A 16,093-nucleotide genomic window follows, 5' to 3' on the forward strand; every position below is an offset into this window, starting at 1 on the left:
CGTTCAGCCACCCAGCGTTTTACCCGCCTATCTTCAGGTATCACCGTATGTGCGTAATTTTACGGAAATGACCGAACGGGTCGGCAAACCGAGACGACTGAAAACGGCAATCGCGGCCTTCGTCGAATGTCTCTTCTGCAGGAGGAAGTGACAGAAGTTTCGCCTCGGGCTGGCTGCGACGCCAGCGCTAAGCATGCGGATCAAGGCGCTGCACGAAAAGCGCCCTGACCCGCATCATTCCTCAGGGGTCAGAAGCTGATCCCGGCCTGAAGGAACGCGTAGCGGCCGACGATCAGGCTGCCGTACTGGTAGATATTCGTGTTGGTGGCGGCATCCATCACGAAAGGTGGCTTTTTGTCGAACAGATTGCTGACGCCAGCTTCGAAGTTCCAGCGATTGAGACGATAGCCCAAGGTAATATCGTGGGTGAAAATTCCGGGCGTCTTATACTGCCCGGCAGTCTTTGCCGTCAGATCGGTCACACCGTTGTTCCATACCATGCCACCAATATAGCGCATCATGTAGGTGAAGCTGAAATCGTCATGCTGCCATGTGGCCTGAGCATAATCGCTTACGCGCGGCTGGCCGCTTCCGCCCGTGTAGAACAGGCGACCGGTATAGTTATACCATTTACCGTTCGGCACGTTTTGCTGCAAATAGCTGACCAGTTCCTGCATGTTGTTCGACACATTCAGGCTGTCATGAGAGGTGAGACGCACGTGATAGTCGAGATCGAAATCAATACCGCTGGTGCGGATACTGCCCAGGTTCTGGTAGAATGCGTTAACCGAGGTGAGCTGTTGCGAGGTCGACCGCGCGGCAATAGCGGAGCATTGGCTCGTATCGCTTCCGGTATAGCAATTATCCAGAATATACTGGGGGGTCAGCGTCCCGATCGTGTTATTAAGCGAGTAGTGCCAGTAGGTCACCGAAGCCGATAGACCGGGCACCCAACGCGGCGTAACGACCGTGCCGATTGTGTAAGTCCGCCCGCTCTCCGGTTGCAACTTGGCATTTCCGCCCGAAATGGTGGGCACCTGCCCGGTATTTTGAGGCACGAACGTTGCCGTGTTGATCCCCTCTCCAGCGCAGCGGGCCTGCACGGCGGCCGCCTGCGCTCCGTACCCTGCGACCGCACTGCACGGGTCGTAAGCCGAGGGATAGCCGAGGCTCTGGCCGCCATAGAGTTCATACACGTTCGGCTGTCGGTAGGAGGTGCCCAGCGTGGCTCGGAAGCGAATGTCGCGCACAGGAGCCCAGTTGATCGAAGCCTTCCAGTTTTTGGTGGAACCGAAGGTACTGTAGTCGGACCAGCGGCCCTGACCGTCGATCGTCAGATCCTTGGCCAGAAACGCGTTCTGCAACAGGGGAATCTGCCCTTCGGCATAGACCTCGTTCACGTTGAAGCCGCCACCGCTGTAGCTGGACGCATTGCCCGTCGAATCGCCGCTGACGACGATCGGGTCAGGCTTGCTGCTGAGCTGCTCGCTTCGATGTTCCATACCGAACGCAATGCCGACATTACCGCCATGCTCGTACGGCATTTTCACAACATTGCTGTTGTTGATACGCAGGTTGAAGTCACGCAGCTGGTATTCGGCGTGGTCATGCTGGGTGAACTTGCCGTACTCGGCGGCTGCAGGAGAAAGCGGCGCCAGCGGGTTGGACAGGACGCAACCCGGCTGGCTGGTGCAGACCGTCGGATCATAGACGATCTTGCTCCCCGGATTGGTCGGGTCGAGCTGGCGCACGCCGGTCATCTGAAGCAAATGACGGTAATTGCCCATGTTCTGCGTATTGGCCGTCCATCGGCTCTGACCGTAGGTCATGGAGGCGTCATAATCCCAGCCACGCCAGATCTTGCCCTTGGCGCCCCCGATCACAGTCCATGTATCGGTGGCATAATCCATCTTGCGCGGGCCGAGGTCGTTCATGCGGCGCGACATGATCGCGTCCTTGCCCCAGATATTATAGGGGCTGCCCGCAGGGATGGTCCATGACGACAGAAGCGGCGACGGCTTGATGCCACCCGAGACGGGAGCGGCAGCCATCTGGCGCGCCGTGGTGGTGTGGCTGTAGCGCACATTGGCATAGGGCTGGAAGTGGCTGTCTACATCGTAATGGGCATCGCCGGACAGAGCCGAATTCTGGTTATAATTTTGGACCATTGTGTCTTTGGCAAAATTATAGCGGTCGGCGTTGCTGTAGCGATGGAAAGTGCCATCGCCATTCGATACCAGATTGGCACCCGTGTTCGGGTTGGTCACGCGGCCTGCGGGAATGATGGATGAGCCATAGAGCGGCGTGCCACTCACCGGATTGCTCTGCTGCGGGTTAGCCGCCCAGGCACGATCCTGGCTCATGATACCGCCAGACGTGTTGTACTGGCCGAACAGCGTGACATTGCCGCGACCATGATCGAAGTTGAATCCCTTCATGGCCGAAAGCAGGCCGGTCTTGGCATCGCCATATTGCGAGATGCCACCACGCATGGTGATGGTGGCCCTGGTCACATCATGGCGCAGTTTGATGTTGATCACGCCCGAGACGGCATCGGCGCCATAAAGCTCCGAGCCGCCATCCTTCAGGATTTCGACGCTCGCGATCTCCTCAACGGGAATCGTGTTCAGATCGACGCAGGACGTGGCGGCGTTGATGGCAGTGCGCTTGCCGTCGATCAGGATGAGCACGCGCTTCGATCCAAAATTGCGGATATCGGTGCAGCTTACGCCGCCGCCGCCATTGGTCTGCTGATTCGGCGTGCCGGAAGACCCCACCGACGGCAGGCGTTGCAGGTAATCTCCAAGAGAGATCGCCGAGGTCTGCTGGATCTGCTTCGCCGTCACGACCTGAACCGGGTTGGCCGAGCTGTTATTGGAGCTACGCAGATAGGAACCCGTGACCATGATGGTCTCGGATTTGGGCGCCGCGTCCTTGGTCTTGACCACGGTTTTCTTCTTGGTGGCGGTAGCGTCCATGGGAACGCTCGCAGCCAAGGCGGAAGAAAGAGAAAAACCGGATGCGGACAAGCCAGCGACGGCGGTAAACGTTAACAAGAAAGATCTGCGCAGGCTCAACGCCATCGTTCAAACGCTCCATACGTAACGACATTCAATCGAAACGTAACGCTGGCATAACGAGAAACGGGTGAGTGCGACTTAATATTGCTGTTATGTATCGAACTTTAAAAATAATTTGAATCAGCACTAGTTCGTTAAATTAACGTTAATTCTGACGCTTCTATCCAGATAGTCGTTGCGCAAAAGACACAATTTTCGGGCTGCCGGACGTCAAGTGTGCCGCCAAAACAGTGAAGCAGGCGCTTGCAACGCTTCCCTCGGCTCCTCCGGCTCTTTCAACGATTATTGAAAAAAGGGCCTATGCCGCGTACCTGACGGGCTCGCGAAAACCGCCACATGGGCGAGCGCCTCCATGAAGACCGTGGATAGGTCCCCTCCAACCGTTTCAAGGCGGAGAAGCCCGGCTGGTCAGCTCAGCTCAGCTCGGACGGGTCCTGCGGCTCGTCGACAAGATGCCGTGTCAGATCGCCACCGGTCCCCCCCACGAGACCACGAGCGTAGTCCTGCGCCGAGAAGGGGCGCAGGTCTTCCACCTGCTCACCCACACCGACAAGATGCACAGGCAGCTTGAACGCGTCTGCCAACGCGACCACGATCCCGCCACGCGCCGAACCGTCGAGCTTGGTGACGATCAGACCGGTCACATTGACCAGTTCACGGAACACGCGCACCTGCTCCATCGCATTCTGACCTGTCGTGGCATCAAGGACCAGCAGCACGGAATGCGGCGCCGTTTCGTCGAATTTCTTCATCACGCGGATGATCTTGGCGAGCTCTTCCATGAGCGCGCCCTTGTTATGCAGACGCCCGGCCGTATCGACGAAGAGGAGATCCGTGCCGGATTCGCGCGCCTGTTTGATGCCCTCATAGGCCAACCCTGCCGCATCGCCACCCGGCTTGCCCGCGATGACGGGCGCGCCTGTCCGTTCGCCCCAGACCTGCAACTGCTCGACGGCCGCCGCGCGGAAGGTATCGCCCGCCACCATCATGACCGAGCGGCCCTGATCACGGAACCACTTCGCCATTTTGCCGATGGTGGTGGTCTTGCCTACGCCATTGACGCCCACAACCAGCACCACATGAGGCTTGTGCTCGGTCTTGAGTTCGAAAGGCTGGGCCACGGGCTCGAGCACATGCGCGATTTCTGTCGCGAGGGCTTCCTGGATTTCCTCGGTCGTCACATTGCGTCCGAAGCGAGAGCTGCGGAACTCCTCGATCACGCGTCCAGCCACGGCTGGGCCCAGATCGGCAGCGATCAGCTCGTCTTCGAGCTCCTCCAGCGCCGTCTCATCGAGATAGCGATGGGTGAGAGCAGCATTCAGCTTCTGCGTCGAGCGCGTCAGCCCCTGTTTCAGACGTGAGAAAAATCCGGCCATGTCAGTTGATCTCTGCTACCAGCCCTGCTTCGTCAAGAGTATGCGCTTTCAGGGTCAGGCGTTGCCCTCGCTGTGCCTGGCCGCCCTTCAGGCGCACAGGGATGAAATGCGCGGAGTGGCCGCGCTCCGTTCCTTCCATCAGAACGTCGAGAGGCTGCCCGATCATTCCCTGCCAGTAGGCCTGCCGATTGGTCTCCCCGACTGCTCGCAGGGCCGCCGCGCGGGCCTGACGCCTGGCATTCGGCACGCTGGGCATGCGTGCTGCCGGAGTCCCGGGGCGCTCGCTATAGGGAAAGACATGCAGATAAGGCAGGCGATGGGCCGTGACGAAATCCAGCGTCTCCTGAGCCTGCTCATCCGTCTCAGTCGGAAAACCCGCAATCAGGTCCGCGCCGATGGCGATATCGGGGCGCAGGGCGCGGGCGCGCCTGATGAGATCTGCCGCATCCCGCACCGAATGACGTCGCTTCATGCGTTTGAGCACGAGATCGCTCGCTGCCTGGAGTGAAAGATGCAAATGCGGCAGGAAGCGGGGCTCCTCCGCCAGAAGATACCACAAATCGTGGTCGACAGAGGCCGGGTCGAGTGACGAAAGCCGCAAGCGCGGAAGTTCCGGCACTGCCTGCAACACCGCCCGGCACAAGGTCCCGAGCGCTGGCGTTCCATCGAGATCACGCCCCCACGATGCGATATCGACACCGGTCAGAACGATTTCATGGTGCTCGGCCTCCACGAGCCCACGCGCCCGCTCGATGACCTCGCTGACGGGTACGGAGCGGGATCGACCGCGCCCATAGGGAATGATGCAGAAGGTGCAGCGGTGATCGCAGCCTTGCTGAACCTGCAACAGCGCCCGCACATGTCCGCCCGTCTCGACCACAGGAGATGCCGGCACGGGGGCCGCATCCATGATGTCGGCAATGGCACTCTCGCGTCGGAGCGCGTCCTGCGTCCAGCTCGACGCCTCGAGCTTCTCGGCATTGCCCATGACCTGCGCCACACCCGGAAGGTCGCGCCAGTTTTCCGGCGCAATCTGGGCGGCGCAACCGGTCACCACAATGCGTTTGTCCGGGTTTTCCCTGTGGGATTTGCGTATGGCCTGTCGCGCTTGACGCTCCGCACTGGTGGTTACGGCGCAGGTATTAACCACCACCACATCATCCAGGTGACCTGTCAGGGCCTGCATGCGTTCGCTCTCATGCAGATTGAGGCGACAGCCAAAGGTCAGAAGCCGTGCGCCGCTCATGCGCCTGGCTTCGCCCCCTCTGTCGGAACAGCCGGCCAGAGCCCTTCGAACACATGGGTAGCAGGGCCGATCATCAGCACATGATTATCTGCCTCGCGCCAGTGGATACGCAGGGACCCGCCATCCATTTCCACCCGACATCCGCGGTCAAGCAGGCTGCGACGCACCCCGTTAACCACAGCTGCGCAGGCGCCCGAGCCGCAAGCGAGGGTCAGTCCCGCCCCGCGCTCCCAGACGCGCAGCCTGACATGATCGCGTGCCACGATTTCGGCACAGCCGATATTGGCGCGCTCTGGAAAGAGAGGGTCGCGTTCGAGCGCCGCACCATCGCGTTCGGCGCGCTCCATCCCATCAAAGAATGTCGCGTGCGGATTGCCCATCGAGCAGGCTGCGGGGCTGCCGGAGAGAGGCAATTCGAGCGTTTCCATGGGGCGGGCCAAGGGCACATCCTGCCAGTCCAGGGCGGGTGGACCCATATCCACACCGATTTCCCCCTCGGGCGTGATGAAGCTGGGCAGCAACCCTGCGCGGGTCTCAAGCACAGGCGCTTCGCCCAGCAGGGCGGCAACGCAGCGCGAAGCATTCCCGCATGCCCCGGCCTCGGACCCGTCCGGGTTAAAGAAGCTCACCCGGACAGTCGCCCCGTCACGGTCAGGGGGATCGAGCAGCACGAGTTGATCGCAGCCCACGCCGAAGCGTCGGTCGCACAGCAGGGACATAGTATGTAATGGGACGTCGAAATGCTTATGGCGCCTGTCGATGATGACAAAGTCATTCCCGAGGCCCTGCATCTTATGAAACCGGATCATCATCTGCGCAGTTATAGAGGGTCCGGGCCTGTCCGGCACGGGAAACCTCCGGTTTCATCTCGTATTTTTTCATGCCGACGCATCGCCTTCTGCGGTGCAGGAAAACTGACCCATGTTCATTACCTCCCACGATACGCCTGCCATCGCACGTCACCTGCGCCTGATCTGGTCGTGCCTTGATATGAGCCGGGAGGACATGAAATCTTGTCTGTCGCAATTACCGACAGGGTCGAGCCTTCTCGTTGCTGACGAAGATATCGAATGGCTCCGCCAGCAGGCGCCACGCCATAATTTGCTGCGTCGAACCGATGCCGGGGTAGAGCGTCTCCGCCCCGATGGCAGCCTGGCGGAGACGATGGCGCTTTACCTTCACTGCCTACCCTCGCAGATTGCAGACCACCCTGCTCGCTCAGTCGTCGCGCTGGACATTGTCCTGCGTGAAAACACGGAGGAGGCCTGGGAAGACGCCGAGACCCTCATCCATGAGGGTCTGCCTACCCAGATCGCGGCCTCCGCCTTGATCGGGACCCCGCAGGAGATCGCGCAGCGCCTGAACGATTATCGAAAGCTCGGCATTTTCGATGTCATACTTATGGCGCCCTGTGCTCGCGCACCTTATCGCGCCGTCTGTGAAACGCTGATGCCCCTGCTGCGCCAGCAATCGGTTCCGCTCGATGGCCATGCCCGCATCGCAGGGATCTCGAACGGTCCCTTCGAATGGCATGGCGCGGCACTCTGACCCGCCCTGCCTTGACGCCACGGCGCAGCCCCTGCATCCCTGCCTGATTCTCCGTTGAACCAGACAGGACAGGGCCAATGACTGATACCCCGTCGGGGCTGCATCCTGCGGCTTTCACCCGTGCCAATAATGACCCCGATCCCGAATTCTACGCCGGGCGCAGCGACTCGACCCAGATGGACGCAGGCGCACGCACCGCCGTGACCGCACTCTACCAGACCGCCTTGCCCGCTTCGGGGGTGATCCTCGATCTGATGGCCGGAACGCTGAGCCATCTGCCCGAAGAGTCCGCGCATGACACGGTGATCGGACTCGACGTGAACGGGGCCGCGCTGGATGCAAACAAATCTCTCACGCAGCGTGTGGTGCAGGACATCAACGAGAGGCCCCGGATTGATCTGCCGGACTCCTCGCTGGATGCGGTCTGCCTTTGTGACGGCTTCGCCTATCTGACCGACCCGGTCACAATTCTTGCGGAGATCAATCGTCTGCTCCGCCCCGGCGCCCCGCTGATCGTCACGTTCTCTGACAATTTCATCCCGCAGAAGGCGGTCGCGCTCTGGCAGGCGCTCGAACCCGCAGACCGCACCCGCCTGATCACGCTGCTTCTCGATCGAGCCGGGTTTGCCGATCTCGATACAGGCGAGGTCGTCCCCCCTGAAGACCTGACCGCGTGGAACGACACGGTCCATGCCGTGATCGGGCGCAAGAAACTGACGGCGTGAGCCCGTCGGCGGCTCCGGGCAACGGAGCCGCAAACCATGTCCTGCGCGGGACGAAGCCCAGGCTGCCGATCCTGTCACCCAGATGAAAGGCTCTCAGACCTCCTGCTGGGTAAAGCCCCCGATTGCGACGGGCGCAATTTCACGCAGCAGAGCTACGGATTTGGCGAGCCCTTCCACAGGATCGAGAAGCGGATCCTCGTGCTCGATCGACAGCCAGCCATCGTAACCGACCATGCGAAGACGATAGCAGAACTGACGCCACCAGAGCGGGTCATGGCCGTAACCCAGCGTCAGATAGGACCAAGACCGATCGGAGGGGAGACCCAGAGGTCCGTTTTCAAGATTGGACGTGACACCGCGCTTCGCCTCGTTGAAGCCCGCATCCTTGGCATGGACATGGCAGATCGCGTCGCCCAGCGCATCGATCGCCGCCAACGGATCGGCACCCATCCAGAACATGTGCGACGGGTCGAGATTGGCGCCGATCATCGGGCCAAGCGCCTCGCGCAGACGCAGGAAATTGGGCACGTTATAGGCCCATTGTCCGCCATGAAGTTCCAGCGCAAACTGGGTCACCCCATGATCAGGGGCCATGGCACAGATCTTTTCCCAATAGGGCACCAGGCGCTCCCTGAACTGCCATTCCTTGGCCACCTGCCCTTCGGGCGGCCAGGAACTCACCACCCAATTGGGCAAAAGATCTCCCTCGCGTCCCTCTGGCAGGCCGGACATGGTGCAGATCTTGGTGATCCCGAGATCTCCGGCCAGACGGATGGTTTCGTGCAGATCATGGCTCTGACGGTGGTCCACGGGATGAAGCGGATTGCCATTCACGTTGAGAGCGATGATTTCGAGCCCTCTGCGCTCGAATGCCTGCGTGAACTCACGCCGTGCCGCCGGGCTCTGACGCAGCTGGGCGAGATCGAGATGCGGCGCATGCGACCAGCCTCCCGTGTTCACCTCGACCCCAGAGACGCCAAGGGCTACAGCCTGATCCAGCACCGCCTCGAGCGAGAAGCTCCCGAGACTGTCAGAAACAAATCCGATCTTCATGATGCGCTCACCACTCCCAGTGAAATCGGGCCGCATCGCGAAGATGCTGCCGGTCCGGGAATTTATATTCTCTTTGAACGGAAGAATCGGAACATTAATTCGTTATGACAGCATCATATCGCTGTGACTTCTGGGTTAGCTCGATCAGTGCGGCAGCGCTGTGGTGTCAGACGCCCTCCAGTCGCGCCTGTTGTAGGGCGTGCCTGAAGCTCCGGTCATCCAGCCAGGTCTGATTGTTGCGCCACTCATGATCGACCACCATCAGACTGCCCAGTACCTCGCAATAGACGGGGCGCGCCTCATCCCCAACGGTATCCAGGCGATCGCGCAAGATCGCGATGCTTCGCTCTATCCTTTGGCTGAAGCCCGCTTCCTCGCGCGCTGCGCTACGCAGAAGATGAGGTCCGAGCCCCGTGAAGAACCCGGCGATGAGTTCCGCCAGTTCGGAAGGAAGGGCTGGACGGCGCGCCATCATCCTCAGGAAAAGCAGGTTTCGGCCCAGCGTCATGACCGAAAGCAGGCCGTGGAGATTGAGTTCCATGAAAGGTGTGAGCCGCGCGCCCGCATAGCGGATGACCCGTTCCATCCCCTGAGTGATCAGCCCGATCCAGCGATTCTCCGCAGGTATTCGGCGTCTGGGCGCGCAGATACGCATCAGCCCGTGCAGGGCACGACGACGCAGCAGCACACAAAGCTGATGAATGTTGAACGGCAGGATACAGCGAAAGACCAGCACCCCGGCGCCAAGGCCCAGAACAAGCGCGATCGTTGCATTGAACCAGGTCAGCTCGTCCATGCGCGCGTGGTTATCGAGACCGATCAGAGCAGGCAGAAACGTATTATAGGCGCCCGCCGCTGTGGCGGTGGCGGGATTGCGCGCTGCCAGACCACCGATGAACATGAGGGGCGCAAGCGCGACAATCAGGGCCTCGAATCCGGTCCCTGTCGGGATGACAAAAAATACGGGAATGATCGAGGCGAGTGCGGCCAGACAGGCACCATAGAAAAACCTGTTGCTGACAAGAACCGTATTATCGGTCGTAGCGAAGCGACCGACCACAACCGCGATAAAAGAAATGAACGACGCCCCCTGGGGCCAGGCTGTCACCTCCCAGATCAATCCTGCCAGACAGATCGCAATCGCAGAGCGTATGGCATTGTGGAAAGCTGCGTGAAGATGGACCACCCGGCGCAGGCGAAACCGCGCGGGAGCCAGCGCCTCACGCGGATCTGCCTCAAGATAGAGCAGCAGAGTCGCGTATTCCTCCAGAATAAGCCCGATGCCATGCAGGATGATCCTGTCCTTCGCCGAACAGCGCTGGCTCCCTTCCGGGCGAAGCCGGGTTTCGGAAGACTCATCGGCGAGGCGATAAGTGCTATCGAAACGCGCTCTCAGTTGCGTGAGCTCTGCTCGCAACGCGGCTCTCATCGTCTTGTCTTCCAGCCTCATCGGCAGGGACCGGATGAATGACGCCGCCTCATGCAGATTAGTAAGAATGGCGGGCGAGATCGCAGACGCTGTCGAAAGGCGCGCCTGCATACCGAGGCCACGTGAGACGATCTTCGAGAGAATGCCGATCGTGGCATAAGCACAGGCGATCGCATGATCACTGCGCCCTACCTCGACCACTGTGAATTCAAGCTGCTCGTTGAGTTTCAGCGTCCTGCTGAAAACGGCTCGTATGGCTGCCTCCGGCGGGGCGGCGCCATCGAGCACATCGCCGATGAGATGAGAGGCGGCGCCTATTGCCTCATTCAGCCAGGCTTTCATGGTACGGCGCGCCTTCACCGCGAGCGAGGCCGAAAATACCAGCCCGGCCACCATCTCGCATACGACACCGAGAAAGATGTAGGTTCCGCGCGCCATGGCGATTTCGAACACATGATCGGGGGCGTTCAGCGCTCCGGTCGCAATTATGGCGCAGGTATAGGCTGCCAGCACAAACGCATAGGCGCGGAAATTCTGGAATAATGTCGCAAGACCGGTACAGAGCCCTGCCCAGAGCCCGAGGGCCGGAATGAACAGCCAGGGTGCCTGCGGAAAAGCCGAGACGAGCGCGACCGCTCCCACCATCCCCAGTACCGTTCCGACGAGGCGCCACCGCCCCTTGGACAGACTCTCCCCGCGCGAACCCTGGGCGGTGATCCATACGGTCATGGCTGCCCATTGTGGCTCGCCCAGTTCCATCCAGAAAGCGATACCGAGGGCGACAAGCGATGCGATTGTGTTGCGCAGGGCAAACTCGACCGCATTCATGCTGGGAGCGAAGAGCCACGAGAAAGGCCAGGAACGCCCCCGCCAGCGTGTGAGCGCCGCGTTCTGTCGGGCGAGATAAGCTGCAATCATGCGCCGCGTCTTACCCGAAATTTAGGGAAGGGATCGTCGTGATCGCTTCAAATCATGTCGCAAATCCCATATATTGGGGTAATGGCGAGTCACATCCCGGAGAGAAGCGTTTTCAGCTTCGCTGCGGTTTAATCCTAGATTTCGGCTCGCATATTCTTTATTGACCGCCTTCCTTACGCCGCGAGCCACGCTCGAACAGCGCATTCCTGTTACGGCGTTCTCCCTTCGCATAGTCCTGATCGAGTCCGAACCGCATGCCCTTTCCCGATACCGTCCCGTCTCTCAGTCGCGCTCTGGCGGCACGCGGATACGAAACACCGACCGCCGTGCAGGAAGCCGTGTTGCAGCCGGGGCTGGAGACACGCGATCTGCTCGTTTCAGCGCAGACGGGATCGGGCAAGACGGTCGCTTTCGGTCTCGCCTTCGCTCCGACCCTCATTCCCGAGGGCAGTGAACGCCTTCCTCCCGCGAACAGCCCTCTGGCTCTGGTGATCGCACCTACGCGTGAACTCGCGCTTCAGGTGCAGAGCGAATTGCAGTGGCTTTATGCCGAGACGGGCGCGCGGATCGTGAGCTGCATCGGTGGTACGGATGCGCGCCGTGAAGCACGCAACCTCTCCAACGGTGCGCATATCGTGGTGGGGACACCGGGACGTCTGTGCGACCATCTGTCGCGCGGCGCCCTGAACCTGTCGGATCTGCGTGTCGTGGTTCTCGACGAAGCTGACGAGATGCTCGATCTGGGCTTCCGCGAAGAGCTGGAGCAGCTTCTGGACGCCGCTCCCGAAGAGCGTCGTACGCTGCTTTTCTCGGCGACCATCGCCAAGGAAATCGCCAATCTGGCGCGTCGCTTCCAGAAGAACGCCGAGCGTATCAACACGGTCTCGACCAGCAAGCAGCATGACGACATTACCTATAAATGTGTGCTGACGTCGCCCAACGATATCGGCCGCGGGATCGTGAACGTACTGCGTTACTACGAGAGCCCCACGGCCATGCTGTTCTGCAACACGCGCGCCATGGTCGCGCAGGTGCAGGCCGCCCTGGTCGAGCGTGGCTTTGCCTCTGTCGCGATCTCGGGCGAAATGGGCCAGAACGAACGTTCGCGCGCCATCGAGGCCCTGCGTTCGGGTGTTGCCCGCGTATGCGTAGCCACCGACGTGGCCGCTCGCGGTATCGATATTCCGGCACTCTCGCTGGTCATCCATGCCAATATGCCGAGCGAGGCCGCGACCCTGCTGCACCGTTCGGGCCGTACGGGCCGCGCCGGACGCAAGGGTACTTGCGTGGTCATGGTGCCGGTCAATCAGCGTCGCAAGGCAGAGCGCCTGCTGGCCTACGCCAAGATCAGCAACGCCGAATGGGAGAGTGTTCCCTCGGCCGACGCGATTCTGGAGCAGGATGCGAAGCGCCTGATGGAAGACGAGACGCTCTTCGCGCCGTCGCAGGCAAATGAAGATGCGCTGGCGTCGCAGCTTGCCGATGTCCATGATGCCCATCAGCTCGCGACCGCTCTGGTGCGCCTCTATAAGAGCCGCCTGCCGAGCGTTGAATCCATCCGCCCTGTCAGCGTCGAGGCCCCGGCTCGTGGGATGCGCGACGATCGCGCCCCTCGTGAGTTCACAGGCCGCGTGGACCGTCTCGGGGGTGAATGGTTCAGCCTCGCCATCGGACGCAATGAGCGTGCCGATCCGAAATGGCTCGTGCCTCTGATCTGCCGTCTGGGCGGCGTGACCAAGAGCGAGATCGGCGCGATCCATATCGATGTGGAGCACACGCTTTTCGAAATCGCTCCCGATAGCGCCGAGCGTTTCCGGTCCTGCGTGGCAGGTGCGGATGCCGATGAAGCAAAGATCGAACCCGCCTCGGCGCCGACCGGCCCGTCCGCTCCGCCGCGTGGCCCGCGCCGCCCGCGTGAAGGGGGCTTCGCGCCCCGTGGCAAGGGTGGCTTCCGTGGGGATCGCGGCGAGCGCGGCGGTGACCGTGGGGAGCGTGGCGGTGACCGGGGCGGTGATCGTCCGTCCTTCCGCAAGGGCAGCAATGTCGGTAACGGCAAGGGTTCCTCGCGCAAGCGCTACTGAGCCTCTCCCCTTCCCCCTGATATGAGCCTGCCCTGTCAGGCTCAATAACGGGCGCGCCTCGAACGTGCTCCTTAAAACGCCCCGCTTCATGCGGGGCGTTTTGCGTTTGGGGTGAAGATTCAGAATATGGGCTGTTGTTGCGACTGAAAATCAACTTCGTTTATTGATTCTGTAGAAATAAAGAGAGTCATTCTCAACACCGATACTTTTATTATCATCAACGTTATTTCTGTTGCACTCATATCTTATCCATGCTTGAACAACTGCACACAGCCTGTCAGGGACAGCCTTGTGCTGCCCCATCGCCACAGGACAGAGAAAGGAGCATTCCATGCTGAAGGACCCGAAAGTCGTCGAGCATCTGAACATTCAGCTGACGAACGAACTGACCGCCATCAACCAGTACTTCCTGCATGCGCGCACGCTGAACCACTGGGGCGTGACCAAGCTCGGCAAGAAGGAATATGACGAGTCCATCGAAGAGATGCGCCATGCTGACTGGCTGATCGAGCGCATCCTGTATCTGGGCGGTCTGCCGAACGTGCAGCGCCTGAACCAGATCCTGATCGGCGAGAGCGTCGAGGAAATCCTGGCCTGCGATCTCAAGCTTGAAGAGAAGGCTCTGGCCGATCTGCGCGAAGGCATCGCTTATTGCGAAAGCGTGCGTGACTACGTGTCGCGTGATCTGCTGATCCGCATCCTCGCCAATGAGGAAGAGCATGAGGACTTCATCGATCGCCAGTTCGACCTGATCAAGCAGGTCGGTATCCAGCGCTACATCACGCTGAACTCCTCGCCGGCCCCCGAACAGACCGCCGAGTAAGCGTTCCGGCACTCAACGCCGGGTCAGCTATGCCCCTGAGAGGGCTGGGCTGCGAAGATGAGATGAAGAACCCGTCAGCCGAGAGGCTGGCGGGTTTTCTCGTAGATAGGCCCTAATCAGGCGTAGGCGACGCTGCCCGCTCCCTGGTCGACAGGGGCGAAGGCCATCGCGGCCTCCTTGCGTTCGCGGATCAGGCTTCGCAGAGCGCAGACAACGCCCGGTACGCAGTTGCCGCACTGCGCCTTGCATCCCTTGGAGGCATAAACCTCATTGGGTCGTGAGGCGCCCCGACGAACGGCGTCGGCGATATCATGATTGGTCAGGGCGTTACACGAACAGACGATCATCAGCCATTCCACTCCAGAACGGCGCGACCCTAACAGCATATGAGAATAATTCTCAACCGATAAATTGCGAGAGATTCTTAAAAAACGCAAAAGTCTCTCCGGTACCTCGGCCATCTTGACCGATCTCCTGCCGCGCGGCCTCCGATCTGCCGCTCTCATTCACGTCGTTTCAAACTTTGTGGCCCGTATGCTGACCCCTCGCAGGCACGCGCTTGCCTTTGCCTGGCGCGGCGTCCGGCGCCCAGCGCTCCTTGCTTCTTGCCATCCGCCCGGCGACGTCCGCGCCAACCTCTGACGCTTACGCCTCTGTTGCAGCAAAACCCCACCCCGACCGCGGCCTTTGAGATCAGCTGAGAAGACGCCCGATCACGCGCGCCGTGTAATCCACGACGGGGACGATACGCCCGTAATTGAGGCGCGTCGGGCCGATCACCCCGATCGCACCGACAATGCGATTCTGCTCGTTGCGGGCCGGGGCCACCACCATCGACACGCCCGACATGCCGAAAAACCCGCTCTCCGCCCCGATATAGATCCGCACACCGTCGGATTCCTGCGCCAGTTGCAGCAAACGCAACATCGTTTCCTGCGCCTCGAGACGCTCGAACAGCATTTGTATGGTGGTGAGCTTTTCGATCTCGGTGATATCGGTCAGGAGGTTGCCCTGACCGCGCAGATAGAGCGTGCCATGCTGCTCGTCCCACATGGCGAGACCGCTCTCGATCACACTTGTGGCAAGCGCATCGAGATCGGAACGATTCTGCTGCAGATGCTCCGACACACGCTGGCGTAGCGCGGTGAGCGTCACATCGCCCAGAAGGGAGTTCAGGTAATTCCCGGCCTCGACGAGCGCGGAGGGCGGCAATCCGGGCGGGGTTTCGATCACCCGGTTCTCGACCTGTCCATCGGCCGCCACCAGAATGACCAGCGCCTTGCCCGGCCCGAGGGCCACGAATTCGATATGCTTGAGCGCACCGTCGCCCTTGGGCGCCAGAACCAGACCGGCGGCTGCCGAGAGGCCTGACAGCATGGTGGAGGCCTCGGCGAGGGTCTCCTGCATCGAGCGCCCCCTCAATGCGAGACGCCCCGCAATCTGGGCCCTTTCCGTTTCGTCCAGCGCGCCGAATTGCAGGAGGCCATCGACAAACAACCGTACCCCCTTCTCGGTCGGCAGGCGCCCCGCAGAAACATGCGGGCTGAACAAGAGCCCTGCCTGGGTCAGCTCGGCCATCACATTGCGTATGGTCGCCGGGGAAAGGGAAGGCGTGAGGCGCTGGGCCAGGGTCTTGCTGGCGACAGGATCACCCGTTTCCATATATTGTTCGACAATCTCGCGCAGTACGCTGGCTGACCGCGCATCCATGCCGCCCGGCAGGTTGGAGAGATCGATCATGCCCTGCCCTTTCGCGTGACCCGCCCGACGAGAAGGGCCATGGTCTGCCTGCCTCAAATTCCGGATCTGGAGTC

General features: G+C 60.8%; 12 protein-coding genes. 4 read left to right on the forward strand and 8 right to left on the reverse strand.

The annotated features are described in order from the left end of the window. Window positions 1–248: 248 nt before the first annotated feature. The 4 genes from AA0535_RS07245 to dapF all read right to left on the reverse strand — a co-directional run bounded on the left by AA0535_RS07245 (window position 249) and on the right by dapF (window position 6,514). Window positions 249–2,978, reverse strand: coding sequence for a TonB-dependent receptor domain-containing protein (locus AA0535_RS07245; RefSeq protein ID WP_264815269.1), 2,730 nt, complete (start codon window positions 2,976–2,978; stop codon window positions 249–251). Between the two features lie 515 nt (window positions 2,979–3,493). Next, the gene (gene ftsY / locus AA0535_RS07250) at window positions 3,494–4,456 is read right to left on the reverse strand and encodes a signal recognition particle-docking protein FtsY (RefSeq protein WP_264815270.1); all 963 of its coding nucleotides are present in this window, start codon (window positions 4,454–4,456) and stop codon (window positions 3,494–3,496) included. A 1-nt stretch (window position 4,457) separates the two neighbouring features. After that, the gene (gene mtaB, locus AA0535_RS07255) at window positions 4,458–5,702 is read right to left on the reverse strand and encodes a tRNA (N(6)-L-threonylcarbamoyladenosine(37)-C(2))-methylthiotransferase MtaB (protein WP_264815271.1); all 1,245 of its coding nucleotides are present in this window, start codon (window positions 5,700–5,702) and stop codon (window positions 4,458–4,460) included. Next, window positions 5,699–6,514, reverse strand: a complete 816-nt coding sequence (gene dapF, locus AA0535_RS07260; protein ID WP_264815363.1) for a diaminopimelate epimerase — start codon at window positions 6,512–6,514, stop codon at window positions 5,699–5,701. The genes mtaB and dapF overlap by 4 nt, the downstream gene beginning before the upstream one ends. Window positions 6,515–6,623: 109 nt before the next feature. Here dapF and AA0535_RS07265 point away from each other — a divergent pair, with 109 nt between their 5' ends. Next, complete coding sequence (locus AA0535_RS07265; protein WP_264815272.1) at window positions 6,624–7,250, forward strand: LLM class oxidoreductase; 627 nt, start codon at window positions 6,624–6,626, stop codon at window positions 7,248–7,250. A 77-nt stretch (window positions 7,251–7,327) separates the two neighbouring features. Continuing rightward, entirely contained in the window at window positions 7,328–7,975 is a 648-nt protein-coding gene (locus AA0535_RS07270; protein ID WP_264815273.1) for a class I SAM-dependent methyltransferase, read from the forward strand. Between the two features lie 93 nt (window positions 7,976–8,068). Here the strand turns inward: AA0535_RS07270 and AA0535_RS07275 are convergent, their stop codons facing one another. After that, complete coding sequence (locus AA0535_RS07275) at window positions 8,069–9,028, reverse strand: sugar phosphate isomerase/epimerase family protein (protein ID WP_264815274.1); 960 nt, start codon at window positions 9,026–9,028, stop codon at window positions 8,069–8,071. A 166-nt stretch (window positions 9,029–9,194) separates the two neighbouring features. Then, entirely contained in the window at window positions 9,195–11,375 is a 2,181-nt protein-coding gene (locus AA0535_RS07280; protein ID WP_264815275.1) for an FUSC family protein, read from the reverse strand. Window positions 11,376–11,629: 254 nt separating this feature from the next. Between AA0535_RS07280 and AA0535_RS07285 the strand changes: the two genes are divergently transcribed. Together AA0535_RS07285 and bfr are read left to right on the forward strand one after the other, a co-directional pair. Further along, a complete protein-coding gene (locus tag AA0535_RS07285; RefSeq protein WP_264815276.1) occupies window positions 11,630–13,456 on the forward strand; it encodes a DEAD/DEAH box helicase in 1,827 nt (608 codons plus the stop codon). Window positions 13,457–13,787: 331 nt separating this feature from the next. Then, the gene (gene bfr / locus AA0535_RS07290) at window positions 13,788–14,279 is read left to right on the forward strand and encodes a bacterioferritin (protein WP_025885276.1); all 492 of its coding nucleotides are present in this window, start codon (window positions 13,788–13,790) and stop codon (window positions 14,277–14,279) included. Between the two features lie 116 nt (window positions 14,280–14,395). On the opposite strand, the gene AA0535_RS07295 is transcribed toward bfr, so the two are convergent. Both AA0535_RS07295 and hrcA read right to left on the reverse strand, forming a co-directional pair. Then, the gene (locus AA0535_RS07295; RefSeq protein WP_264815277.1) at window positions 14,396–14,626 is read right to left on the reverse strand and encodes a (2Fe-2S)-binding protein; all 231 of its coding nucleotides are present in this window, start codon (window positions 14,624–14,626) and stop codon (window positions 14,396–14,398) included. 346 nt (window positions 14,627–14,972) lie between these two features. Further along, window positions 14,973–16,019, reverse strand: a complete 1,047-nt coding sequence (gene hrcA / locus AA0535_RS07300) for a heat-inducible transcriptional repressor HrcA (RefSeq protein ID WP_233582004.1) — start codon at window positions 16,017–16,019, stop codon at window positions 14,973–14,975. Window positions 16,020–16,093: the final 74 nt, after the last annotated feature.

The organism is Asaia krungthepensis NRIC 0535 (assembly GCF_025995175.1).
GTDB lineage: Bacteria > Pseudomonadota > Alphaproteobacteria > Acetobacterales > Acetobacteraceae > Asaia > Asaia krungthepensis.

Coding starts and splice junctions, on each gene's coding strand:
- AA0535_RS07245 (WP_264815269.1), bottom strand. CDS start 2,978: ATGGACGCTACCGCCACCAAGAAGAAAACCGTGGTCAAGACCAAGGAC.
- ftsY (WP_264815270.1), bottom strand. CDS start 4,456: ATGGCCGGATTTTTCTCACGTCTGAAACAGGGGCTGACGCGCTCGACG.
- mtaB (WP_264815271.1), bottom strand. CDS start 5,702: ATGAGCGGCGCACGGCTTCTGACCTTTGGCTGTCGCCTCAATCTGCAT.
- dapF (WP_264815363.1), bottom strand. CDS start 6,514: ATGATGATCCGGTTTCATAAGATGCAGGGCCTCGGGAATGACTTTGTC.
- AA0535_RS07265 (WP_264815272.1), top strand. CDS start 6,624: ATGTTCATTACCTCCCACGATACGCCTGCCATCGCACGTCACCTGCGC.
- AA0535_RS07270 (WP_264815273.1), top strand. CDS start 7,328: ATGACTGATACCCCGTCGGGGCTGCATCCTGCGGCTTTCACCCGTGCC.
- AA0535_RS07275 (WP_264815274.1), bottom strand. CDS start 9,028: ATGAAGATCGGATTTGTTTCTGACAGTCTCGGGAGCTTCTCGCTCGAG.
- AA0535_RS07280 (WP_264815275.1), bottom strand. CDS start 11,375: ATGATTGCAGCTTATCTCGCCCGACAGAACGCGGCGCTCACACGCTGG.
- AA0535_RS07285 (WP_264815276.1), top strand. CDS start 11,630: ATGCCCTTTCCCGATACCGTCCCGTCTCTCAGTCGCGCTCTGGCGGCA.
- bfr (WP_025885276.1), top strand. CDS start 13,788: ATGCTGAAGGACCCGAAAGTCGTCGAGCATCTGAACATTCAGCTGACG.
- AA0535_RS07295 (WP_264815277.1), bottom strand. CDS start 14,626: ATGATCGTCTGTTCGTGTAACGCCCTGACCAATCATGATATCGCCGAC.
- hrcA (WP_233582004.1), bottom strand. CDS start 16,019: ATGATCGATCTCTCCAACCTGCCGGGCGGCATGGATGCGCGGTCAGCC.